15 protein-coding genes and 1 tRNA gene are annotated in these 22979 nt (G+C 56.9%); 6 read left to right on the forward strand and 10 right to left on the reverse strand.

The window, feature by feature from the left end; all coding sequences use genetic code 11:
• Nucleotides 1-165 precede the first annotated feature (165 nt).
• Genes gltB through Q1B46_RS17490 form a run of 3 tightly spaced genes read right to left on the reverse strand, consistent with a single transcriptional unit; the run spans nucleotide 166 to nucleotide 6590 of the window.
• A complete protein-coding gene (gene gltB / locus Q1B46_RS17480) occupies nucleotides 166-4698 on the reverse strand; it encodes a glutamate synthase large subunit (protein WP_299949991.1) in 4533 nt (1510 codons plus the stop codon).
• A complete protein-coding gene (locus Q1B46_RS17485) occupies nucleotides 4695-5129 on the reverse strand; it encodes a GFA family protein (RefSeq protein ID WP_299949993.1) in 435 nt (144 codons plus the stop codon). Before Q1B46_RS17485 ends, gltB begins: the two co-directional genes overlap by 4 nt.
• Nucleotides 5130-5156: 27 nt before the next feature.
• Nucleotides 5157-6590: an NAD(P)-dependent oxidoreductase gene (locus Q1B46_RS17490; protein WP_299949995.1), complete on the reverse strand. Its 1434-nt coding sequence runs from the start codon at nucleotides 6588-6590 to the stop codon at nucleotides 5157-5159.
• A 228-nt stretch (nucleotides 6591-6818) separates the two neighbouring features.
• Here Q1B46_RS17490 and Q1B46_RS17495 point away from each other — a divergent pair, with 228 nt between their 5' ends.
• Nucleotides 6819-7622 carry an undecaprenyl-diphosphate phosphatase gene (locus tag Q1B46_RS17495; protein WP_299949997.1) on the forward strand — a complete coding sequence of 268 codons (804 nt, stop codon included), beginning with the start codon at nucleotides 6819-6821 and terminating at the stop codon, nucleotides 7620-7622.
• Here Q1B46_RS17495 and Q1B46_RS17500 read toward each other — a convergent pair whose 3' ends face one another.
• Nucleotides 7623-8606, reverse strand: a complete 984-nt coding sequence (locus Q1B46_RS17500) for a complex I NDUFA9 subunit family protein (RefSeq protein WP_299949999.1) — start codon at nucleotides 8604-8606, stop codon at nucleotides 7623-7625.
• A gap of 197 nt (nucleotides 8607-8803) precedes the next feature.
• Between Q1B46_RS17500 and Q1B46_RS17505 the strand changes: the two genes are divergently transcribed.
• From Q1B46_RS17505 to Q1B46_RS17515, 3 genes are all read left to right on the forward strand, one after another.
• Nucleotides 8804-8890, forward strand: a tRNA-Leu gene (locus Q1B46_RS17505).
• A gap of 226 nt (nucleotides 8891-9116) precedes the next feature.
• Nucleotides 9117-9329 carry a hypothetical protein gene (locus Q1B46_RS22225; RefSeq protein WP_366871602.1) on the forward strand — a complete coding sequence of 71 codons (213 nt, stop codon included), beginning with the start codon at nucleotides 9117-9119 and terminating at the stop codon, nucleotides 9327-9329.
• A 63-nt stretch (nucleotides 9330-9392) separates the two neighbouring features.
• Nucleotides 9393-10868 (forward strand): NAD-dependent succinate-semialdehyde dehydrogenase, encoded by a 1476-nt coding sequence (locus Q1B46_RS17515; RefSeq protein WP_299950001.1) that lies wholly within the window; start codon nucleotides 9393-9395, stop codon nucleotides 10866-10868.
• 60 nt (nucleotides 10869-10928) lie between these two features.
• On the opposite strand, the gene Q1B46_RS17520 is transcribed toward Q1B46_RS17515, so the two are convergent.
• From Q1B46_RS17520 to Q1B46_RS17540, 5 genes are all read right to left on the reverse strand, one after another.
• Nucleotides 10929-12134: an MFS transporter gene (locus Q1B46_RS17520; RefSeq protein ID WP_299950003.1), complete on the reverse strand. Its 1206-nt coding sequence runs from the start codon at nucleotides 12132-12134 to the stop codon at nucleotides 10929-10931.
• A gap of 95 nt (nucleotides 12135-12229) precedes the next feature.
• Nucleotides 12230-13978, reverse strand: coding sequence for a gamma-glutamyltransferase (ggt, locus tag Q1B46_RS17525; protein WP_299950005.1), 1749 nt, complete (start codon nucleotides 13976-13978; stop codon nucleotides 12230-12232).
• Nucleotides 13979-14064: 86 nt separating this feature from the next.
• The gene (locus tag Q1B46_RS17530) at nucleotides 14065-14496 is read right to left on the reverse strand and encodes a universal stress protein (RefSeq protein WP_299950007.1); all 432 of its coding nucleotides are present in this window, start codon (nucleotides 14494-14496) and stop codon (nucleotides 14065-14067) included.
• The gene (locus tag Q1B46_RS17535; protein ID WP_299950009.1) at nucleotides 14493-17102 is read right to left on the reverse strand and encodes a TRAP transporter permease; all 2610 of its coding nucleotides are present in this window, start codon (nucleotides 17100-17102) and stop codon (nucleotides 14493-14495) included. Before Q1B46_RS17535 ends, Q1B46_RS17530 begins: the two co-directional genes overlap by 4 nt.
• 106 nt (nucleotides 17103-17208) lie before the next feature.
• On the reverse strand, nucleotides 17209-18171 hold the full coding sequence (locus Q1B46_RS17540) for a TAXI family TRAP transporter solute-binding subunit (RefSeq protein WP_299669487.1): 963 nt from the start codon (nucleotides 18169-18171) through the stop codon (nucleotides 17209-17211).
• 245 nt (nucleotides 18172-18416) lie between these two features.
• Between Q1B46_RS17540 and Q1B46_RS17545 the strand changes: the two genes are divergently transcribed.
• Nucleotides 18417-20807 (forward strand): ATP-binding protein, encoded by a 2391-nt coding sequence (locus Q1B46_RS17545; RefSeq protein WP_299950011.1) that lies wholly within the window; start codon nucleotides 18417-18419, stop codon nucleotides 20805-20807.
• Nucleotides 20804-21421 (forward strand): response regulator, encoded by a 618-nt coding sequence (locus Q1B46_RS17550; protein WP_299950013.1) that lies wholly within the window; start codon nucleotides 20804-20806, stop codon nucleotides 21419-21421. The genes Q1B46_RS17545 and Q1B46_RS17550 overlap by 4 nt, the downstream gene beginning before the upstream one ends.
• A 12-nt stretch (nucleotides 21422-21433) precedes the next feature.
• Here the strand turns inward: Q1B46_RS17550 and Q1B46_RS17555 are convergent, their stop codons facing one another.
• Nucleotides 21434-22972, reverse strand: coding sequence for a tripartite tricarboxylate transporter permease (locus tag Q1B46_RS17555; RefSeq protein WP_299669490.1), 1539 nt, complete (start codon nucleotides 22970-22972; stop codon nucleotides 21434-21436).
• Nucleotides 22973-22979: the final 7 nt, after the last annotated feature.

A 22979-nucleotide genomic window follows, 5' to 3' on the forward strand; every position in this document is an offset into this window, starting at 1 on the left:
ATATCGACAGGATTGCAGAATGCCTGCATTTCCCGAACAAACTATGACCAAAGCTAGGAGTTTTCCGCCCGGGCGAGCAAGAACTTGCCTCAATATGTACGTGCTTAATGAAGCCCTGCGTGTCATTTAAAACACGCAAGGTCAGTGTTTTGTCCGTATTAGTGCCTATTCAGCGGGCACAGCTGCTGCTTCGGATGTCAAAGGATGGCTGAGGTTATTCAGCATCTCCTTTGGACAAACCTGCAGGAAATGGCGTTTTTCAACTTCCCAATGCTGCAGGATATCCAAGGCTTTGCGGCTGTTTGTCTCCTCGGCGTGACGTTCGATCAGTGACTTCAGTTGATCGACCCAATGGTCAACGGTCATTGGACATGTCACCAGCGTTTCCAGATTCATCAACGCCTCGGCCTTGCCGTCGGGGTTATACAGATAGGCCATACCCCCCGTCATCCCAGCACCGAAATTGGCACCGATTTCCCCAAGGATCACCGCAACGCCTCCGGTCATGTATTCACACCCGTTCGAGCCGCAGCCCTCGACGACAACACTGGCACCCGAGTTGCGCACTGCAAACCGCTCACCCGCGCGGCCGGCCGCGAACAGGTGGCCGTCGGTAGCGCCATACAGAACCGTGTTGCCGATAATGGTATTGTCATCTGCCTTGAGCGGGCTCACCTGAGGAGGACGCACAACAATCGTACCGCCCGACAATCCCTTGCCGACATAGTCGTTCGCATCGCCCGACACCTCTAGCTTAAGCCCCGGAGCGGCAAACGCCCCCAGCGATTGACCTGCCGAACCTTGCAATTTCACGTGCAAATGATCGTCCTGGAACGTATTCCGCATCCCGAAATTCTGCACGATATGGCTGGACACGCGTGTGCCCACGGTTCGGTGCGTGTTCTGAACGGCATAAGACAGCTGCATCTTCTCACCGTCTTTCAGGAACCGCGCCGCGTCTCGGACAATTTCGGCGTCCAACGTATCCGGCACTGCGTTGCGATCCTTGTCGCGGTCATAGACGATGTCGTGTGCCCCATCGACAGTGATCAGTAGCGGGTTCAGGTCCAGATCATCCAGGTTGGCAGACCCACGGCTGACCTGAGCCAGCAGATCGGCACGGCCGATGATTTCGTCGATAGAACGCGCACCGAGGCTAGCCAGCAACTCGCGCACTTCCTGCGCGTAGAAGGTGATCAGGTTGACGACCTTGTCCGCGTTACCGGTGAACTTGGCGCGCAGGGATTCATCCTGAGTGCATACGCCAACCGGGCAGGTGTTCGACTGGCACTGGCGCACCATGATGCAACCCATGGCGATCAAAGCGGCTGTGCCGATGCCGTATTCCTCGGCCCCCATCATCGCGGCCATGACGATATCACGCCCGGTACGCAACCCACCATCTGTGCGCAGGGTCACCCGGCCACGCAGGTTGTTCATCGCCAGAACCTGATGCGCCTCGGTCAGACCCATCTCCCACGGCAGACCGGCGTATTTGATGCTGGTGGCGGGTGAGGCACCTGTACCGCCATTGTGACCCGAAATAAGGATAATATCTGCTTTGGCCTTGGCCACGCCGGCCGCAATTGTGCCAACGCCCGAGGACGCCACCAGTTTCACCGTCACCTTGCAGCGCGGGTTGATCTGCTTGAGGTCATAGATCAACTGCGCCAAATCCTCGATCGAGTAAATGTCGTGGTGCGGCGGTGGCGAGATCAGTGTCACGCCTTTTGTGGAATGGCGTAGGCGCGCGATCAGGTCAGTGACCTTCATGCCCGGCAACTGCCCACCTTCACCGGGTTTCGCACCCTGGGCAACCTTGATCTCCAGCTCTTCACACTGGTTCAGATATTCGGCAGTTACACCGAACCGGCCCGAGGCCACCTGTTTGATCTTAGCCGATGGGTTGTCGCCATTGGGCTCGGGCACGAAATGCGCGGGGTCTTCACCACCTTCGCCCGAGTCGGATTTAGCACCGATCCGGTTCATCGCGACGTTCAGCGTCTTGTGCGCCTCGGGGCTCAGCGCGCCCAGCGACATACCAGGGGTCACGAACCGCTTGCGGATCGAGGTGATGGATTCCACCTCTTCAATCGGCACCGGCTTACCCAATGGTTTGAAATCCATCAGATCACGCAGATGGATCGGCGGGTTCGACTGCATTTTGGCTGAATACTGTTTCCAAAGCTCATACGAGGCTCTGTTACAGGCCATTTGCATCATGTGCATCGAGGTCGCTTCCCACGCATGGGTCTCACCGGACATGCGTGCCTTGTAGAAACCACCGATCGGCAGCACGTCCAAACCGCTGTCCCAACCCTTGGCGTGGATCTCTTCCAGCTTGGTCTGGATACCGGTCACGCCGATACCAGAGATACGGCTGGTCATGCCGGGGAAATACTCGGCCACCATCGCTCGGCTGAGGCCAACGGCCTCAAAGTTCAGACCACCGCGATAGGACGAGATTACCGAAATCCCCATCTTGGCCATGATCTTCAACAAGCCCTGATCAATGGCTTCGCGGTAGCGGGCGATGTTTTCGGTCAATGTGCCATCCAACAGGTCGCGATCAATCCGATCAGCAATCGAATCTTCGGCCAGATAGGCGTTGACTACAGTGGCGCCACAACCGATCAGAACGGCAAAATAATGTGGATCAACACATTCCGCCGACCGCACATTCAACGAGCAGAAAGTCCGCAAGCCCTGACGCGTCAGGTGCGAGTGAACCGCACTGGTTGCAAGGATCATCGGCATCGCCACACGCCCATCGCCCGAACGCATGTCCGTAAGAACCAAATGCCCGGCGCCCGAGCGCACTGCTTCTTCTGATTCGGCTCTAACACGGGCCAATGCAGCACCCAACGCACCTTGTCCCGGTTCGAAACTGCAATCAATCTCAACCAATGGTGCGTCAAAGCTTTCGACCAGCTTGTCCCACTGCGCGTTGCCGACAAAGGGGCTTTCCAGAACCACGATCTCGGTCTGGCTGCTGTCCTCGTCCAACACGTTCTTCAGGTTTCCAAACCGTGTTTTCAGCGACATCACGCGATATTCGCGCAAACTGTCGATGGGTGGGTTCGTCACCTGACTGAAGTTCTGGCGGAAGAAATGGCTAAGTGGGCGGTATTGTTTGGACAGAACGGCCGACGGCGTGTCATCCCCCATGGATGCCAGCGATTCCTTTCCATCTTCCGCCATCGGAGCCAGGATCTGTTCAAGTTCCTCGACTGTATATCCTGCCGCGATTTGGCGCTTGCGCAATTCTTCACCCGAATAGATCGCAGTCTCTGTCACACCGGCCAGCGTGTCATCTAGATCATGGATCTTGCCAACCCATTCTCCAAATGGCAGTGCCCGCGCCAGTTTGTCCTTGATCTGCTTGTCGCGATACAGCTTACCCTTCTTCATATCCACGGCCAGCATCTGACCAGGCCCCAAGGCGCCTTTTTCAGTTACACTGGCCTCGTCGATCGGAACCATCCCGGCCTCGGACCCTGCGATGACCAGACCATCGCCTGTCACCACATAGCGCATCGGGCGCAAACCGTTTCGGTCAAGCCCGGCACAAACCCAACGACCATCAGTCATCGCCAGTGCGGCAGGGCCGTCCCACGGCTCCATCACCGAATTGCAGTAGGAATACATATCGCGCCACGCTTGTGGTAGCTCTACCGCCTGCTTGGACCAGCTTTCAGGTACCAGCATGGTTTTGGCCATCGGGGCCGAACGGCCTGCACGCACCAGAACTTCAAAAACCGAGTCTAATGCGGCAGAATCGGACGATCCGCCCGCGATAATCGGTTTGATATCTTCTGCGTGGTCACCAAAGGTTGCACTGGCCATGCGAATCTCATGGCTCTTCATCCAGTTGATGTTGCCTCTAAGCGTATTGATCTCGCCGTTATGGGCCAACATTCGGAATGGCTGGGCCAGCCACCACTGTGGGAAGGTGTTGGTCGAATACCGCTGATGATAGATTGCAAAGGCAGATTCAAACCGTTCATCCATCAGGTCGGGGTAGAACACCGCGACCTGCTCGGCCAGCATCATGCCTTTGTAGATGATCGAACGACACGACAGTGACGCCAGATACAGACCGGAAATACCTGCAGCAGCCGCAGCTTTTTCGATACGACGACGAATGACATAAAGCTCGCGCTCGAAGGTTTCTTCATCCACGCCTTTTGAGTTCGAGATCAAAATCTGCTCGATCTCTGGCCGGGTCGCGTTGGCCTTTTCGCCCAGGCAGGTCACATCGACCGGCACATGGCGCCAACCATAGATATAGTAACCCATGCGCAGAACTTCGGTTTCCACTATGGTCCGACAGCTTTCCTGCGCGCCAAAATCTGTACGCGGCAAAAAGACCTGACCAACTGCAATCAACTCGCCCATATTGGGCTCATGCCCGGTGCGACGGATCTGGTCATAAAAGAAGGGCACGGGGATCTGCACATGGATGCCTGCACCGTCACCCGTCTTCCCATCCGCATCAACAGCACCCCGGTGCCAGATCGCCTTGAGCGCGTCGATTCCGGCGTCAACAACCTTGCGACTTTTCTTGCCATCAACCGAAACGACCAGACCCACGCCACACGAAGAATGCTCTTCTTCCTCGGAATAGAGACCATTTTGGCTCATCCATTGACGTTTGGCTTCTTCGGCCCGGACCCATTCAGCGTCATACTTTGTCATTGGCTGTCTCCTTCATCGGGCAGGGCATACATGGCTTCGACTTCTGCCTTGGTCATCTGCCGGCGCTCACCTGTGAACGCGTATCCTTGGGGTTTTTTGTCGATATAAAGTTCAAGTTTCAGATCGCTGCCGGTTTCTTCGAACAGCCCGGCAGCCATCTGCGTTTGCCCGTGCATATCGCCGGGCAGAGTGATCCGGTACCACAGGGACGAGCCGCACTCGGCGCAAAAAGCGCGTTCAGCCCAATCGGATGAGATGTAGGTTTTGACCGGACCCAATGCGGCATAGCCCGGCTCGGCTTCGAACGTCACCAGCATCGAACTGGTCCAGCGTCGGCATTGATCGCAATGACATGCGCCCAACGCATCCCGCGCCGGAGTCGCGGTTACCGTCACCGCGCCACACATACATTGTCCTTGCAATTCAGGCATCAGACCCTCCTGTCGCTGGGCGTTAGGTTACTCGGCTGCGACAGCCGCCTTGGTGTTGAACCTGTCAATGATCGCATCTGCACAATCACGGCCATCGCGGATCGCCCAAACTACCAAAGAGGCCCCGCGCACGATGTCGCCAATGGCATAAACGCCATCCATCTCGGTCTCACCGGTTTGAAATGCCGCTTTGACCGTGCCCCAACGCGTCACAGGCAGGTCGGGCTGGCCAAACAGGGTTGGCAGGTCTTCGGGCTCAAAGCCAAGTGCTTTGATCACCAGATCGGCGTCCTCCACATAATCCGCACCTTCGATAACCTCTGGGGCCTGCCGTCCGGTGGCGTCAGGCTGGCCCAAACGCATCTTCTGTACCATCACGCCGTTCACGTGGTCTTCACCTGTGAAGCCTTTGGGCGCGCTGAGCCATTCGAATATGACGCCCTCTTCTTCGGCATTCTGGGTTTCGCGCTGCGATCCTGGCATATTGGCCCTGTCTCGACGGTACAGACATTTGACCGACGTTGCGCCCTGGCGAATTGAGGTGCGCACACAGTCCATCGCCGTGTCCCCACCGCCGATGACGACAACCTTCTTACCTTCAGCGTTCAGGCGACCGTTGTCGAAATCTTCGACGGCATCCCCAAAGCTTTTGCGGTTCGAGGCGGTCAGGAAATCAATGGCTTTCTCGATCCCGGCCAGACCACTGCCCGGCATCAAAAGGTCGCGCGATTTGTAAACGCCTGTCGCAATGATCAGGGCATCATGTTTACTATGGATCTCTTCGAATTTTGAGGCGTCCACATCGCAATTCAAAACGAACTCGACACCGCCATCGGCCAACAGGTCATTGCGGCGCTGAACAATGTCCTTTTCCAGTTTAAAGCCCGGAATACCGTACATCAGCAAACCACCTGCGCGGTCGTAACGCTCATAGACAGTTACTTGAATGCCAGCGCGGCGCAGCATGTCTGCCGCGGCCAGACCGCCGGGGCCACCACCGATGATGCCAACGCTTTCGCCACGCTCAGTCTTGGGGGCGGCTGGTTTTACCCAGCCTTTGTCCCACGCTGTATCCGTGATGTATTTCTCGATGGTGCCAATCGTGACGGTGCCGTGGCCCGATTGTTCGATCACGCAATTGCCTTCGCACAGGCGGTCCTGCGGGCAGATACGGCCACAGATTTCGGGGAACGTGTTAGTGGCTTGGCTGGTCTGATAGGCCTCTTCCAGACGACCTGTCGCAGTAAGGCGCAACCAGTCGGGAATGTTATTATGCAGCGGGCAGTGCGACTGACAATAGGGCACACCACATTGACTGCACCGGCTTGCCTGCTCGGCTGCTTTTTCGGCAGCGAACTCGGCATAGATTTCATCAAAGTCATCTTTGCGGTCACCGGCGGCACGCTTTTCAGGCATGACGCGATCGATCTGCACAAATTTCAGCATCGGTTGCTTGGCCACGGCTCAGACTCCATGAATTGGCTTACTCAGGCCTCTTTAAAAGATGGTACTCAGGATGAAAAGTCAGTTATACTGACCTATTTACAGAAATTTGTCAGCCGAAAGGGTTTTTTCGCGGATTCCCTCTGATATTTAGGTCCGATTCGGATCTATATGAGCACTTTCCTTTCCAACACCACACTTATACCCATTGATCGCAACAAAACGACCACAACACTGGCAGAGCAGATGAGCCTATTTCACTTGATTCTTGTGGCGATCATACAAGGCGTTACCGAATTCCTGCCTGTCTCTTCCTCGGGTCATTTGATCCTTCTGCCAGGTCTGACAGCCGCGAATGATCAAGGGCTGGCAATTGATGTGGCCGTCCATATGGGAACGCTTGGCGCGGTTGTTCTGTATTTCTGGTCGGATGTGAGACAGGCGTTGGCAGGCCTGCCCGAAGTCATTCGCGGACGAATCGATACGCCACAGGCTCGGCTGGCGTTGGGTCTGATCGTCGCCACCATTCCGACCGTCATCGTTGGTGCGATCCTGTACATGACAGGGCTTGAGCAATCTCTCCGTTCAGTCACGGTGATCGGCTGGACAATGCTGGGCTTTGGCCTGTTGCTGTACTGGATGGATCAAAAGGGGGAGCAATCCAAGCACGCATCAGACTGGAGCTTGAAGGATGCGATTATCATGGGGTTGTGGCAAGTTCTGGCCCTGATCCCAGGAACCTCGCGTTCGGGCATCACAATCACCGGAGCTCGTCAGCTTGGTTATACCAGGGAAGACGGCGCCCGGATTGCGATGCTGATGTCCATCCCCACCATTCTGGCCTCGGGCGTGCTGTTGTCAGTCGATGTCATCCGCGAATCTGACTGGGAACTGGCCAAAGATGGCGCAATCGCTGCAGCCTTCGCTTTCGTTGCCGCACTTCTGGCTCTCAGCCTGATGATGCGGCTACTGCGCAGCGTCAGCTTCACGCCTTACGTGATCTATCGCGTCATCTTCGGATCTATCTTGCTGGTGATCGCCTACAGCTGATCAGATTCGTAGGTTCTTGGCCGAATTCTGAATCTCGTCGTACTGACCCGAAGGGCGGAATTTCCAGAGATATTCGGGCAAAACCGATTCCAGTGTCGAAGGCTCGATCCCAAGATCGGCAAAACCTTTGGCGTCTTCTGTCACGACGTTATCGCGCCGCAGGTTCTTAACTTGGTCGCGCGTCAGGATGTGATTGGGGAACAACTGGAAACTGACGAACTTTGCGATGTCCAGCACTCCGGCCATGATTTTGGCCGCCCAGAAAGGCATGCCAATGATGATCCGGCGGCGATGGATCACGCCCAGCATCTGCTGCATCAAAGCGCGGAAGCTTTTGACCTCGGGCCCGCCAAGTTCGTAAACCCCGGACGAGGCCCTGCCCAACGCGCCCTGAACAGCGGCCTGTGCCACATCATCCACGTAGACCGGTTGAAACTTGGTATCCGCTCCGACAAGTGGCAGAAACGGGCTCGACCGGGTCATCCCGGCAAAACGGTTGAAGAACTGATCTTCGGTTCCGAAGATGACCGAGGGGCGCAAAATAACCGCGTCCGGCATGTGTTGCAGAACACCCGCCTCACCCTGTGCTTTGGTGCGCGCATATTCACTGTCGGATTCCAAATCGGCTCCAATGGCCGAGATGTGAACCATACGGTCGATACCATGCGCTGCCGCCAGCCGGGCGATCCGTTCCGCCCCTTCAGCCTGCACAGCGTCGAACGCGTTTTTGCCCAGCTCATTCAGGACGCCGACGCAATTCACCACGACGTCGACACCGTGCATCGCAGCAGCAACGGATGCATCATCACGAATATTGCACAAGATGGGCTCCACCTGTCCGACCGCGCCATAAGGTCTGACAAACATCGCTTCATTTGGCCGCCGTACCGCAACGCGAACGCGCCAGCCTTCGGCCGCCATGCGTCGCGCGATATATCGGCCGACAAAGCCCGATCCACCGAAAATCGTGACCAGTTTGGACATGATGGCGCTCCTGCTGTCTTGCTCTGATCTGATCTACCGCCCAAGTGCCCTGCAAACAAGGCGCAATAACGCCGCGCATACCTGAAAATCCGGTGTAAAAACCCATGGCGGGGTTCGACACCAAAAAACTTTCAAAAACGCCGCGAATCTGGTTGACGCCTCTCGCCAGTCGGCTTAAACGCGCCTCCACGACACCTGCCCAGGTGGCGGAATTGGTAGACGCGCTAGCTTCAGGTGCTAGTGTCCGTATGGACGTGGAGGTTCGAGTCCTCTCCTGGGCACCAAATATTCCTCACATGATCGCTGATAGTTCTCAAATGTCGATGGCATCCGGACTCTGACGATTCTGCTTTTTTCTGCGCCCACGTGCCTAAACTGGTGCGGGGGCCAACTGCCGTAGGCAATCGCAAAATCGATACCGCCACAGGCATCGGTGCTGTGAAAACCTGACGTTGCCACCCCATGGTGATTGGGGGTCGTGCAAAAGCAAACCGCGGATTTCAGCCAGGTATGCCTTCAAATTCTACGCCCGAAACCTGGATCGGTCTGGGCGCGTGTTTGAAGAATGGGCTACCGGGCGAATTCACCAAAAAGACGACCCTTGTCATCACAGGTGCCTATGCCGTGCGCGCCGGGGCGTTGAAGCGTGGATTGATCCTGCTGGTATCTAGCGTATATGGGAAAGTAATTTCATTTCCTCGCGCCTCTGACGGTGCAGGATGAAGTCCTCGCCGAGGCCATGGATATCATGGAAGCCTCGATCGACGCTACTAAAGGAGCCTGAACATGCTGGACACCAAAGTAACCAAGCTGGAGTTGAAAGATCCCAGCCTTCTGGAAACCCGCGCCTATATCAACGGCGAATGGGTTGAAGGTGACGCGAGTTTCCCCGTCCACAATCCCGCCACTGGTGATTTGATCGCCAATGTGACGGATGTCAGCATCGAAGGCACCGTACAAACCATTGATGCGGCCTATGCCGCCAAGAAGGACTGGGCCGCCCATACTGGCAAGGAACGCGGCGCGATCCTGCGCAAGTGGTTCGATCTGATGGTCGAAAACGCAGATGATTTGGCAACCATTCTGACGGCCGAGATGGGTAAGCCCTGGGCCGAGGCACGCGGAGAGATCCTGTATGGCGCGTCCTTCATCGAGTGGTTCGCGGAAGAAGCCAAGCGCGTTTATGGCGACGTGATTCCCGGCCATCAGCGCGACAAACGCATCGTCGTGTTGAAGCAGCCGGTGGGCGTGGTGGGCTCGATCACGCCGTGGAACTTCCCCAACGCGATGATCGCGCGCAAGGTTGGTCCGGCGCTGGCAGTGGGCTGTACCTTTGTGGCGCGTCCCGCAACGCTGACACCGCTTTCGGCGATGGCGATGGCGGTGCTGGGTGAACGTGCCGGCATTCCGTCAGGCGTATTCAACGTGATCCCGGGCACCGACAGCTCGGGCGTGGGCAATGAGCTTTGCACCAACGACAAGGTTGCCAAGATCACCTTCACCGGCTCGACTCGTGTGGGTCAGATTCTGATGCGTCAGGCGGCGGGCACTATCAAGAAGATGTCGCTTGAGCTGGGAGGTAACGCACCCTTCATCGTGTTCGACGACGCCGATGTGGATGCTGCCGTTGAAGGCGCGATGATTGCCAAGTTCCGCAACAACGGTCAGACCTGTGTCTGCGCCAATCGCATCTATGTGCAGGCGGGCGTCTATGACGAATTCGCGGCCAAGCTGGCAGAAAAGACCAAAGGTCTGAACGTGGGTGACGGGTTCGGCGACGGTGTCACAACCGGACCGCTGATCAACGACGCAGCGGTCGCCAAGGTCGAAGAACATATCTCGGACGCGGTATCAAAAGGCGCGACTGTTACGCTGGGCGGCAAACGCTCGGGTCTGGGTGGTACGTTCTTTGAGCCCACCGTTCTAACCGGCGTGACCCGCGACATGGTTGTGGCGAAGGATGAAACCTTTGGCCCCGTTGCCCCTCTGTTCAAGTTCGAAGAAGAAGAAGACGTCCTGGCCATGGCGAATGACAGTGAATTCGGTCTGGCCTCGTATTTCTACAGCCGTGATCTGGCCCGCGTCTGGCGCGTGGCCGAGGGGCTGGAATCGGGCATGGTGGGCATCAACACTGGCCTGATCTCGACCGAGGTCGCACCGTTCGGCGGCGTCAAGCAATCTGGTCTGGGTCGCGAAGGTTCAAAATACGGGACCGAGGATTTCCTTGAGATCAAGTACCTCTGCATGGGCGAAATTCAGTAAGCACGTCCCACCTGCCGAAAGCTCAACGCACTCACAGCTTGCTGTGGGTGCGTTTTTTCTTCAGACCGATGCGTGCCCGCGCAGGCGAAACACCAGAGGCATCATCACGAGCACCAGAGCCGCTGAGAAGAAATAGGGTGCGCCGGGCATATAGGTCCCCTCCCCATCGACCGAAGCCTGAAAGATAACCGTCATTACCAACGGGGATAAAACCGCAGCGACGGAGGACAGCGACGCGATAACCCCTTGCACCACACCCTGCCGATCTTCGTCAGCCTGGTTCGAGGCCATAGCCGTGATCAATGCAGGCACCAGATCAGACAACGCGGCCAGCAGAATAAAGATAACAAGGGCCGTAACCGTCGCTGTAAACCCAAAGCCAATCATTCCGATTAGCGCTGATATCATCCCCAGCAACAGGGTCCGATAATCGCCGATCCACCGGATAAAGATCGGCATCAGGCCTGCTTGTACAAACGCCAGCAGCACGCCGTATGCGGCCAGAGACAGACCGATATAAAGTGTTGACCAGCCAAAAACCTCGCGGATCCAAAAGGCCCATAGGGTCGGGTAGACCATATTGGCAAACTCAAAGATGAAAATGCAGAGCAGCGGCACAGCCAACCCCGGAAAGCGAAAGGCGTCAAAGATGGATTTGAACGGGTTCAGATCGCGCTTGCCAAAGGGGCGGCGTTTTTCAGGTGTCAGGCTCTCAGGCAATACAAACGCTCCGAACAACGCATTTGCCGCTGACAATACTGCCGCGATCCAGAACGGTGCAGAGATGCTGATTTCGGCCGCAATACCGCCGATGGCTGGCCCAAGGACAAAGCCGATCCCGAAGGCAGCACCGATTAGACCGAAATTCTTAGCCTTCTCGGTCGGGGTAGAGATGTCGGCAATGTAAGCCGTCGCGGTGATGTAGGTCGCCCCGGCAAGCCCCGCAAGTGTACGCCCCAGAAGCAGAAGCCAGAAACTGTCAGCCAGCGCCATGATCACGTAATCCAGAGACAGCATGACCAGTGCGGCAATCAGGATTGGCCTGCGGCCGACGGCGTCTGAGATACTGCCAACAATGGGTCCGCACAGGAACAACGCACCAGCATAGGCGGCCATCAGCAGACCGCCCCAAAAGGCCCCTTGGCCCGTATCACCCGCACCAACGCGATTCATCAGGTCGGGCATGATGGGGAACACGATGCCAATACCGATGGCATCGATCATCAGGGTGATCAGAATAAAGGTTATGGCGCGGCTTTTGAACATACTGCCCTATCGGACGCATGCGCCGGTAAAGCAAGAGAAAAGGGCTGCGATGAACATCTCGCGAATGCTCTGTGGCAGCCCTTTGCTGTTTTGGTTTACTGACCCAAAGCCACGCCTTCGCGACGCGGATCAGCCGCGCCGATCAGCTGGCCGTCCTTGATCAGGATTGCATGCAGTCCACTGTTAAGGTCGACCTGCTTGACCTCATGCCCTTTACCGGTCAGCGCCTCTGCAAATTCAGCAGTGGCTGTACCCTGCTCCAGATCCATTGCGGATCCGTTGCGGTGTACGAAATGGCCGATCTCAATGGCGTCCTGCGGGTCCATGTCCCAGTCGAGGATCGCGATGATCGTCTTGGCGACATAGTTGATGATGCGGCTGCCACCGGGCGAGCCGATCAGCAGATAGGGCTCACCACCCTTCATCACGATGGTTGGCGACATCGAACTGCGCGGGCGTTTGCCCCCTTCGACCCGATTTGCCACCAGACGATCTCCGTCCGTGGGGGCACGATCGAAATCCGTCAGCTCGTTGTTCAGCAGAAAGCCCCGCACAAAGACCCGGCTGCCAAAGGCGGTTTCGATGGTCGTCGTCATCGACAGCGCGTTGCCATATTGGTCGCGAATCACGATGTGACTTGTGCCCGGGCGATCCGGGTTCTGCGACGGGGCAAACAGGGCAGTGTGATCGCGCGGTGGCTCACCTGCTTGGCGTTTTTCACTGGCGGTTGCTGGGTCAATCATTTCTGAGCGCAGCTTCAGGTAATCCGTATCCAGCAGGCCCTTGACCGGCACATCGATAAAATCGCTGTCCGCCATGTAAAGCGCACGGTCGGCATAGGCCAGTTTGGCGGCCTCGGCATAGAGATGCGCCAGTTCCGCATTCCAGCCGGTGCCTTTTAGGTCGAAATTGTTCAGAATTCCCAGAATCTGCCCAACAGTCAGACCACCGGAGGTCGGTGGGCCCATGCCGCAAACGTCAAAACCGCGATAATCGGCACAGACGGCAGGGCGAACCTTGACGCGATAGGCGGCCAGATCCTCAAGCGTGATGTTGTTTTCCACCTTCGAGGTGGCGTCAACCGCAGCCACGATATCCTCGGCAATCGGACCATTGTAGAAGGCGTCCGCGCCCTGTTCGGCCATCGTGCGCAGGGTTTCGGCAAATTCCGGATTCCTCAGCAAGGTTCCAGCCTGTAACGGAGTCCCATCTTCGTTGAAAAAATAGGCTTTGCCCGCTGGGAACACACCGACAGATCGCTCGCGTTCAATCGTGCTTTGGATCGAGTTCGCCATTCGGGGCGAAACCTCGAACCCCTGCTCAGCCTGATCAATGGTTGATTGGAACAGCGAGGCCCAGTCTTTCTTGCCATATAGGTTATGGGTCACTTCCATCAGGCGCAGAATGCCGGGCACCCCAACGGACTGCCCCCCGACAACGGCCTCGGGCCACGGCATCTTCTCACCATCAGGTAACAGGAAGCGTTCGGGCGTGGCCTTGGCCGGAGCCTTTTCCCGCGCATCGAACGTGGTCAGCGTGTTGGAAGAGGCGTCCCAATACAGCATAAACGCACCACCGCCGATGCCCGATGATTGCGGCTCGACCAGATTGAGCATCAGCTGCACGGCGATCATCGCATCTGCGGCTGTACCGCCTGCGGCCAGCACGTCATACCCGGCTTTTGCGGCGATGGGATTGGCGGCAGATACCATGAACTCGGTGCCAGACACCGAATTCTTATCCTCCCATCCATAGCCATATTCTGGTGCGGGGTCCTGCGCATGGGCCGCGCAAGCAATAACGCCCAGCGCCAGTGCGGCGCCGGTCTGAAAGAATGTTTTCATCAAAAAATCTCCCGGTATGGGTCTGCGTGATTGGTTACTGAGTAACAATGTTCAAATGGCAGACTCTTAGTTTAAAACCGATCGATTTATCGTACAACATATACTGACGTGTGCGAATGCCTCACGACGCGCGCCGCGTTCGGACCAAGCAAATAGTCTTTTAAATCAGGCTTATGCGCGCCAATCACGATTAGGTCAGAACCCGCGTTTTCCGCAGTTTTCAGAATTTCCTGATATGCACTGCCGGTGGCCACGACATGGCGCACCTTGGCGTTACGCTCTTCTCCCAACGTGGCTGCGCACAGGGCGACCAGATTGTCATGGGCTTCTTGCATGACCTGTTCGTGGTGATGGGGTTCGAAGAAACTGCTGACGAAACCCTCGCCATAGTCCGGTGTCACGGTCACCACGTCCAGCCGCGCGCCATCCAGTTCGGCCAGCGCGGCGGCCCGTTTCAGAACGGCGACATCAAGATCGCCATTACTGATATCCACGGCACATAGAATACCTTTGGTCATGCGGGTTCTCCCTGTTTTGCGGCGCGGCCGCGCTGGAGGAAGGCGACAAGACCCAACAGGATCAGCGCCGGGATGAAGATCAGCTCTTTCGGAGGCTGGCTTTGTGGGGCTTGAATGCTGGTGAGGTGAACTGCGTCGTCAGCGTAGTAGTCGAACATGTCCAACTCATCAGCAACCGGTGTGCCAAACAGCGGCTCATCCAGTTTGACCAGACCGTCTTCTTCCAGCGTGATCAGACCCATGGCGTCGACGCGCGCAGTGCCGTCAGCCTCATCCCCAATGGTTAAGACCACGGTGGTTTCAGTCATATTGCCGGTGTCAAAGTCAGGACCCGCGACCTCAATCCGCATGGTGCTGCCCGGTGCGGCTTCACCCACGGCCTGGGTCAATTGCGCCGGTTCGATCTGCGCGAACGGAGGCGCGATCCGGTTCATGAAGAAATCCGGGCGGAACAGCGCAAAGGCGATCAGGATCAGGGCAACGCTTTCATAGATGCGGTTCTTCGTCAGGAACCAGCCCATGGTGCCTGCGGTGAAGATCAGGATCGCAATGGTCGCCGAGATTGCCACCAAAATGCCCTGCACCCAGCCTACATCAATCAGCAACAGATCGGTGTTGAAGATGAACACGAAGGGCAGCGCCACGGTCCGCAGGCTGTAGAAGAACGCGATAAAGCCTGTTCTGATCGCATCGCCGCCCGATACAGCGGCGGCAGCAAAACTGGCCAGACCCACCGGTGGCGTCACATCGGCCATGATGCCGAAATAGAACACGAACAGATGCACCGCGATCAGTGGCACGATCAGACCGTCCTGCGCACCGAGCTCCACGACGACCCCGGCCATCAGCGAGCTTACAACGATGTAGTTCGCCGTGGTCGGCAGGCCCATACCCAGGATCAGGCTAAGCACGCCAACAAGCGCCAGCATTGCGATCAGGTTGCCGCCCGAAAGGAACTCGACCAGATCGGCCATCACCTGGCCCACTCCGGTCAACGTCACCGTACCAACGATCACGCCCGCGGTAGCAGTTGCCAGCGCGATACCGATCATGTTGCGCGCACCGTCGATCAGTCCGTTCCAAAGATCTACAACACCGTCTTTGAAAGCATTCGCCGTATCGCTTTCACCGCGAAAGATTGATTTCATCGGCTTCTGCGTCAACAGGATCACAAACAACAGCGAGGTCGCCCAGAAGGCGGACAGACCGGGTGATTTCTGTTCGATCATCAGGAAATAGACCAGCACGATGATCGGCAGCAGATAATGCAAACCGGCTTTGTAGATCTCGGCGATCACCGGCAATTCAACTTCTTTGGCATTGGGGTCATCGGGAACCAAATCCTCGACCCCAGACGCAAGTTTCAGCAGGAACAGGTAGGCCAGAATGATCAGCGCAGACAGGACCAGTCCCGAGGCATCGGGCACCATCGCGATAATTGCCTTGATCGGATACTGGATGCCATAGCACAGCCCGGCAAAGCCAACAAAGAACAGCGCCATGCCGCCAATCGTGCGACCCATCGAAACAACGCGGTCACCCAGCGTCGGCATATTCCGCTTCACCGCCTCAAGATGCACGATATAGACCAACGCGATGTAGGAAATCGCCGCAGGAAGGAAGGCGTGGGTGATCACCTCGACATAAGAAATGCCGACATATTCCACCATCAGGAAGGCCGCGGCGCCCATGACCGGCGGCATGATCTGGCCATTCACCGAACTGGCCACCTCGACCGATCCGGCCTGTTCACTGGAAAAGCCCACCCGCTTCATCAGCGGGATGGTAAAGGTACCGGTAGTCACGACATTGGCAATGGACGAGCCCGAGATCAGACCGGTTGCAGCAGATCCCACGACAGCCGCCTTGGCCGGTCCACCCCGCAGGTGGCCCAGCGCGCCAAAGGCCATCTTGATAAAGTAGTTCCCCGCACCCGCCTTATCCAACAATGCGCCGAACAGGACAAACAGGAAGACAAATTTAGTCGAAACGCCCAACGCGATGCCAAATACACCCTCGGACGTGATCCACATGTGGCTCATCGCCTTTTGCAGGCTAGCACCTTTCCAGCGGATCACTTCGGGCACCCATGAGGACGCGCCAAAGAAAACATAAGCCAAGAAAATCGTCGCGATGATTGCCATTGCGGGGCCCAGAGCGCGACGCGCGGCCTCGAACAACAGCAACAGGCCTACAAGCGCAAACCACTTGTCTGTATGGTCTGCAAGCCCACCGGCATCGACAATCTTTTGGTAGAAGAAGTAGCCATACAACGCCAGGAACGCGCCGACGATGCCCATGATCCAATCCTGAACCGGGATATAGTTGCGTGGGCTGGATTTGAGTGCCGGATAAGCCGAGAACGCCAGGAACATTGCAAAGGCCAGATGAATCTGGCGTGAATTGTTCACTACGCTGCCCGGCAGCAGGTAGTTGGACAAGGGAGAGGCTAACACCACCTGAAACACCGACCACAAGACAGCAACAATCGCCAGAAACAGCCCCACATTCCCGGCCGGATTACGCGCACCCGCATCAGATGAGGCGACCAGATCCTGAAGCTCTTCTTCAGATAAAGGGCGATTGCCCTGTGTGTCGGAACTCATGATGAAATCTCCCCGTCCTTGGCCTTGGTTTTTGTGGCCTTCTTGTCACCGGTTTACCCCGGATGTGAATCGGGGCGCCCAACAGGCGCCCCGCATCAGGTCTGGTTTACTGAATCCAGCCTTTTTCTTTGTAGTACTTCTCCGCACCTGGATGCAGCGGCGCCGACAGGCCGTCCGCAATCATCTCTTCAGGTTTGAGGTTGGCGAATGCCGGGTGCAGCTTTTTGAAATCATCGAAGTTCTCAAAAACCGAGCTGACAACCGCATAAACCGCATCATCCGATACGTCTGCCGATGTCACGAAGGTCGCGCCAACACCAAAGGTCGCGGTGTCACCATCCGAACCACGGTACATGCCGCCGGGAATGGTGGCTGTACGATAGAACGAATTGTCGTCAACCAGCTTGCTAACCGCATCGCCGCTGACGTTGACCAGAACCGAGTCACAAGCTGTGGTTGCTTCCTGGATCGAACCCGATGGGTGACCAACGGTATAAACCATCGCATCGATCTGGTTGTCACACAGAGCTGCCGACTGTTCAGCTGCTTTCAGTTCGGTCGCCAGTTCGAAATCACCGGTGGTCCAGCCCATCTCGCCCAGCAGAACCTCCATGGTGCCGCGCTGACCGGAACCTGGGTTACCGATATTGACGCGCTTGCCCTTCAGATCCTCGAAGTTGGTGATGCCGGAATCTGCACGCGCCACAACCGTGAACGGTTCTGGGTGAACCGAGAACACGGCACGCAGGCTCTCAAACGGGCCGGCTTCTTCGAATTTTGAGCTGCCATTGTAAGCGTGGTACTGCCAGTCCGACTGCGCCACACCAAATTCAAGCTCGCCTTCGCGAATGGTGTTGATGTTGTAAACCGACCCCCCGGTTGATTCCACCGAACACCGGACTCCGTGCTCTTTCCGGCCCTTGTTGACCAGTCGGCAGATCGCGCCACCCGTCGGGTAATAAACACCCGTAACGCCGCCAGTTCCGATCGTGATAAATTCTTCTGCATAGGCCGCAGACGACATCATCGCTGCTGCCGCAAATGCGGTGATTGAAGATTTCCTGAACACTTTGACACTCCTGTTGTCAGTCTTTTTTTTGACCTGTTGGGGCGCCTGAAACCGTTCAGAACACAACAGAAAAAATCGCAATGGAATCAGGCCCCCCGATGGTAAACAGGAAAGCGAAACCAGACGGCAGGTGTCTATACGGTTGATTACGTATAGGCTTGGGCTCAAACATAGGGGATTGAGGGCAACCGGCCACGGGCCGCGGTCGAGATACCGACCCTTAAAGATGGTTGTTTGGACAGAACTTGAACTACGCAGGACAACACGAACCTCGCCAGGATCAGGCCGAACCCGCCCGCAGGCGCAGGTCGCTGCGCGCCACACTGGCGTTGTGTTTGGGCGGGCTGCAGTTTCTCGCCATCCTGTCGGTGATCCTGTCGACCTTTGTCAGCTCGGAAAATGCGCTGCTGCGGCAATCGCGAAACTCGCTGAACGAAGTCAGCGTCAATGTCATCGGTCAGGTCAAAAGCTTTCTGAACCCAGCCCGGCAGGCATTAGATGCGACAAGGCGGCTGGCTGAGAATGACGTGTTGGACATCAACAACCCGACTGCGCTGGAAAGCCATTTTTTCCAGCAGCTTCAAGTCGCGCCTCAGCTCGCTGGGATTTATCTGGCGGACCAGAGTGGACGGTTCATCTATGTGATGCGCGCGGAAGAGCCCGGGCGCTATCGGACAAAGTTTGTTCCGCCTTTCCCGCCGGGAACAGCAGAACACCCCGCCGCTTTTCAATGGCGCAATGATCAGTTCACACTTCTTGAAACGGCCTCCACCCAAACCGATACCTATGAGGCGCGTACCCGGCCATGGTTCAGAATGGTCTCTGAAACCAAAGCACCGATCTGGACAGAGCCCTATATTTTCTTCACCACGCGGCAGCCGGGGATCACCTATAGCGTGCCGATACTGGACGAGGACGGGGCAATCCGGGCCATTTTGGGCGTGGATATCCAGATCGATGCGCTTTCGGGCTTCCTACTGGATATCTGGTCCGAACGGCGCGGCGCCGCACTGGTTCTGAACGAAGATGGCGCAGTACTGGCACATCCGACATTGGTGCTGATCCGTCAGGAGGCGCATATGGAAGCGCCCGAGCTGACACGCGTGGATCAGATCGCAGACCCCATTGCGCAAAAGGCATTCGGGGATGTGGTGCGAACCGGCCTGAGTGATGCTCAGGGTCCCGTTCATACGGATTTCCAACTGAACGGTCAGGATTATGTCGCGATGCTGATCGAGGTCTCGGAACCGGGGCTACGATGGCTCATCGGGCTTTATGCGGCCGAGGATAACTTTATCGGCGAGATCAAGAAGAACCGGGTTCAAGGCATCTGGATCGCGCTGGCCATTGCCATTTTAACCGGAGCAATCGGACTGGCCATGGCCGACCGGATTTATGCCCCGGTGCGCACATTTGCCAGCCAAAGCCAGCAACTGTCCAGTGGCGAGATCACACCCGAAGAAGGTCTGCATAGCCCTTATCGAGAGCTTGAAGATACTGGCGCGGCTCTGACGCAGGAAGTCCGACAGAGGCAACGGTTCGAAACCGCCTATGGCCGCACCTTCGATCTGGCCTCGCGCGGGATGGCGCAGATCGCGCCCGAAACAGGGCGGTTTCAGCGCGCGAACGAACAGCTCTGTGACATCATGGGATACCAGCCGGATGAGTTGGAGACGATGACCCTGGCCGATATTCTGCCTGAAGACGGGCAGCAGATCGCCGTCAAGTTCCGCGAAACTTTGTTGCAGGATTCTGAGTTCATTGCCGAAAACCAGTTCATCCGAAAAGACGGGTCACCAATCTGGCTGCGGGTCAACGCCATTCTGATCCGCGACGAAAGTGGCACGCCCGATCACGCGGTTGCCATTATCGACGATGTGAGTGACCGGAAACAGGCCGAGGATGAGGCCAGCCGCCTCAACCGCGATCTGTCCCATGTGGCGCGGGTCAATTTGATGGGCGAGATGGCCTCAGGACTGGCGCATGAGCTGAACCAACCGCTCAGCGCGATTGCGTATAACGTCGATGCTGCAAAGATCACGCTGGATGAAATCGGTAATCCCGACCCTGAACTGACCGAGATCCTGTCGGATATCGACCGCCAGTCGCGCCGGGCGGGCGACATCATTCGCGCCCTGCGCGAGATAGTGCGCAAGGATCGTGGGCGGCAGACTCCGTTCGAGTTGGGCGGGTTGATTCAGCAAACCGTCAGCTTGATGGAATCCGAGGCGAAACTACACGAAATCGGACTGCAATATGTTGAAACGGACCTGCCCCCTGTTATCGGAAACCGAACACAGATCGCGCAGGTTCTGGTCAATCTGTTGCGCAACGCCATCGACGCTTTGGCCCGCGATCCGGTTACCAAGGGTCAAATCAACATCATAACACGGATCACTGATGCGATGGTCGAGGTGCATGTCCGAGATAACGGGCCAGGCGTTAGCGATGACGTCACATTGTTCAATACATTCGACACCCAAAAGACCGACGGGATGGGTCTGGGCTTGTCAATTTGCAGAACCATCGTCAAAGCCAATGGTGGCACGATATGGTATGAACCCACCGAAACATCAGGCGCGTGTTTTTGTTTCACCCTGCGCCGCAGTGATCTGTCCGAGGGAGATCAGGAATGATCTTTGATCCACTGGTTGTATACATTGTCGATGATGACGAAGGCGTTCGCGTTGCCTTGTCGCGCTCCCTCAGCAAACGCGGGATGCAGGTCGAGCACTTCGCGGACGCGCAGACATTTCTGAATCAGGTGCATGAGGACGCCAAAGGTTGCCTGATCCTTGATTACGGCATGCCCGGCATGGACGGGCTGGAGTTGCAGGAACATCTGAACCGGCGGGAATCGACCATTCCGATCATTTTCATTTCTGGCCATGGGGGTATTCCGGAATCCGTGCGTGCCACCAAGGCGGGTGCGATTGATTTTCTGGAAAAGCCCTTCGATCTGACCGTTTTGATTGAACGGATACAGGCTGCGTTCGACCTTGGCGCACAAATGCGCGCCGAAAAAACACGGCGCCAAATGCTTGCGGACAAGCGCGGTCTTCTGACCGAGCGCGAGGAACAGGTGTTGCAGCATATTCTGACTCACCCATCTCGCACATCGAGCAAAGAAATCGCCACCGCGCTGGGCATCAGCCCCCGCACGGTGGAGATTCATCGTGGGCGCATTCAGCAGAAAGTAGGCGTGAAAACCACAATCGAGCTTTATGAGCTGTTCGGGCAGATGCATTAGCACCTGCCGTCATCAATCGCTGATCGCTCCTTCTTCGTCGCGGCGCTGATGCATCTTTGCTTTGACCCGCGCGCCTACGATCAGGGGCAGGACAAATCCGATGATCGCGATGGCCCAGAGCCCAATCGCCAGAGGACTGTCGACCAGAGTCCACCAGTTGCCATTGTCGATGGTAACCGCACGGCGCAGGTTGTTTTCCATCGAGTTGCCCAGCAATGTGCCCAGAATGATAGGCACCAGCGGCACATCCAGCTTGCGCAGAACCCAGCCCATGACGCCAAACCCGATCATCACCAGCAAATCAAAGCTGGATCCCGAGATGCCATAGATCCCCACAAAGCTGACCATCGCCACGACCGGCATCAGAATGCGCGAGGGCACCATCAGCACGCGGGTGAACAGGCCAACCATCGGGATGTTCATCGCAAGAAGCATGAAATTGGCTATGAACAGAGCTGCAATCAGGCCCCAAACCACATCTGGGTTTTGCGTGAACAAAAGAGGCCCCGGCGTGATATTCAGCGCCAGCAGCACGGCCAGCAAAACCGCTGTCGTTCCTGACCCCGGCACGCCCAGCGCCAGCATTGGCACCAGGGCTCCGCCCGCTGCCGCGTTATTCCCGGCCTCAGGTGCAGCAACACCGCGGGGGTCGCCTGTGCCAAATGTGTTTTCCTTGTCGACCAGCCGTTTCTCCATCGAATAGGAGATGAACGAGCCCAGAGAGGCCCCCGCCCCCGGCAGAACGCCTGCGAGGAACCCAAGGAACGAAGTACGCAACATGGTGGGTGTACACTGTTTGACCATCGACATCGGTGGGTAGAGACGGCCAATCTTCAGCTTGCGACCTTCAGCATCTGATCCGCCGTGCCGGTGTTCAAGGAAGATGAACACCTCGGACAGGGCAAACAGACCGACAATGGCCACGAGGAAATCAAGACCGTCATACAGATGCACCTCGCCGAAAGTGAAACGTGGCACGCCCGTCTGGGTATCGACGCCAATAGTTGCTAGTCCAAGACCCAGCGCTGCGGCAAAGGCCGACTTCGCCTGATTGGTCGACGACACGCCGCCCAACGTCATGAAGGCCAGCGCGAATAGTGCGAAATATTCGGCCGGTCCAAACAGCAGCGCGATCTTCACCAACTGCGGGGCCAGAAAGATCAGGCCCCAAGTGGCTAGGAATGCTCCGACAAACGAGGCGATGCCGGATAGCGAAAGCGCCTCGCCAGCCAACCCCTTCTTGGCCATAGGATGCCCGTCAAGGCAGGTCATCATTGCGGGCTCATCCCCAGGGATGTTCAGTAGGATGGATGAGATCCGCCCACCATACATTGCCCCGTAATAGACACTGGTTAGCAAAATCAGCGAAGGTGTCGCGCCCAAACCCAGCGTGAACGCCAGTGGGATCAGAATGGCCACACCGTTAGACGGGCCAAGACCGGGCAACGCGCCCATGATCGTGCCCAGAAAACAACCCAGCAGGGCCAGCATCAGGTTCTGCCATGTCAACGCGATGGCGAAACCGTCGGCAAGGGATGAAAAAGTTTCCATGATCCCC

The organism is uncultured Ruegeria sp. (genome assembly GCF_947500045.1).
In the GTDB taxonomy this organism is placed as follows: Bacteria; Pseudomonadota; Alphaproteobacteria; order Rhodobacterales; family Rhodobacteraceae; genus Ruegeria.

Excerpts from the sequence above, each read along its gene's own strand:
- Q1B46_RS17495 (WP_299949997.1), top strand. The coding sequence starts at position 6,819 with ATGAGCCTATTTCACTTGATTCTTGTGGCGATCATACAAGGCGTTACC.
- Q1B46_RS17500 (WP_299949999.1), bottom strand. The coding sequence starts at position 8,606 with ATGTCCAAACTGGTCACGATTTTCGGTGGATCGGGCTTTGTCGGCCGA.
- Q1B46_RS22225 (WP_366871602.1), top strand. The coding sequence starts at position 9,117 with ATGCCTTCAAATTCTACGCCCGAAACCTGGATCGGTCTGGGCGCGTGT.
- gltB (WP_299949991.1), bottom strand. The coding sequence starts at position 4,698 with ATGACAAAGTATGACGCTGAATGGGTCCGGGCCGAAGAAGCCAAACGT.
- Q1B46_RS17520 (WP_299950003.1), bottom strand. The coding sequence starts at position 12,134 with ATGTTCAAAAGCCGCGCCATAACCTTTATTCTGATCACCCTGATGATC.
- Q1B46_RS17535 (WP_299950009.1), bottom strand. The coding sequence starts at position 17,102 with ATGAGTTCCGACACACAGGGCAATCGCCCTTTATCTGAAGAAGAGCTT.
- Q1B46_RS17550 (WP_299950013.1), top strand. The coding sequence starts at position 20,804 with ATGATCTTTGATCCACTGGTTGTATACATTGTCGATGATGACGAAGGC.
- Q1B46_RS17555 (WP_299669490.1), bottom strand. The coding sequence starts at position 22,972 with ATGGAAACTTTTTCATCCCTTGCCGACGGTTTCGCCATCGCGTTGACA.
- Q1B46_RS17515 (WP_299950001.1), top strand. The coding sequence starts at position 9,393 with ATGCTGGACACCAAAGTAACCAAGCTGGAGTTGAAAGATCCCAGCCTT.
- Q1B46_RS17530 (WP_299950007.1), bottom strand. The coding sequence starts at position 14,496 with ATGACCAAAGGTATTCTATGTGCCGTGGATATCAGTAATGGCGATCTT.
- Q1B46_RS17485 (WP_299949993.1), bottom strand. The coding sequence starts at position 5,129 with ATGCCTGAATTGCAAGGACAATGTATGTGTGGCGCGGTGACGGTAACC.
- ggt (WP_299950005.1), bottom strand. The coding sequence starts at position 13,978 with ATGAAAACATTCTTTCAGACCGGCGCCGCACTGGCGCTGGGCGTTATT.